This is a genomic window from Kineococcus gurbantunggutensis, from assembly GCF_050871925.1.
Taxonomy (GTDB): Bacteria; Actinomycetota; Actinomycetes; order Actinomycetales; family Kineococcaceae; genus Kineococcus.
Map to the genome: position 1 here is coordinate 1 of NZ_JBJLSG010000337.1, position 984 is coordinate 984.

1 protein-coding gene is annotated in these 984 nt (G+C 76.6%); it reads left to right on the plus strand.

Going from position 1 to position 984, the window contains the following annotated elements; all coding sequences use genetic code 11:
* Nucleotides 1–118: 118 nt before the first annotated feature.
* Entirely contained in the window at nt 119–835 is a 717-nt protein-coding gene (gene rplA, locus ACRYR7_RS25555) for a 50S ribosomal protein L1 (protein WP_432575199.1), read from the plus strand.
* Nucleotides 836–984: the final 149 nt, after the last annotated feature.

Consider the following 984-nt stretch of genomic DNA (forward strand, 5'->3'; position numbering starts at 1 on the left):
GCGCCCCGCCCCCCCCCCCCCGCCCCCCCCCCCCCCCCCCCCCCCCCCCCCCCCCCCGGGGGGAGGGGCCCCGCGCGGCCCGTCGACCACGACCCTCACCCGATCAAGAGGAGCAGCAGTGAAGCGCAGCAAGGCCTACCGCGCCGCCGTCGAGAAGATCGACGCGGACACCCTGTACGCCCCGCTCGAGGCCGTGAAGCTGGCCCGCGAGACGTCGACCACCAAGTACGACGCGACCGTCGAGGTGGCCTTTCGCCTCGGCGTCGACCCGCGCAAGGCCGACCAGATGGTCCGCGGCACCGTCAACCTGCCGCACGGCACCGGCAAGACCGCCCGCGTGCTGGTCTTCGCCGTGGGCGAGCGCGCCGCGCAGGCCGAGGCCGCCGGCGCCGACGTCGTCGGCGGTGACGAGCTCATCGACGAGGTCGCCAAGGGCCGCCTCGACTTCGACGCCGCCGTGGCGACCCCCGACCTCATGGGCAAGGTCGGCCGCCTGGGCAAGGTGCTGGGCCCGCGCGGCCTGATGCCGAACCCGAAGACCGGCACGGTGACCATGGACGTGGCCAAGGCCGTCACCGAGATCAAGGGCGGCAAGATCGAGTTCCGCACCGACAAGCACGCCAACCTGCACTTCGTCATCGGCAAGGCCTCCTTCGACGACACCCAGCTCGTCGAGAACTACGCCGCCGCCCTGGACGAGGTGCTGCGGCTGAAGCCGTCGTCGTCGAAGGGCCGCTACCTCAAGAAGGCGACCATCACCACGACGATGGGCCCGGGCATCCCGGTGGACCCGGCGCTGACCCGCGGCCTGACCGAGGAGCCCGCCTCCGCCTGAGGCGAGCGCACCGCGCGCACCGCGCGACCGTCCACGGGGGCGGGGTCCCGCACCGGGCCCCGCCCCCGCGGGGGGGGGGGGGGGGGGGGGGGGGGGGGGGGGGGGGGGGGGGGGGGGGGGGGGGGGGGGGGGGGGGGGGGGGGGCGGGG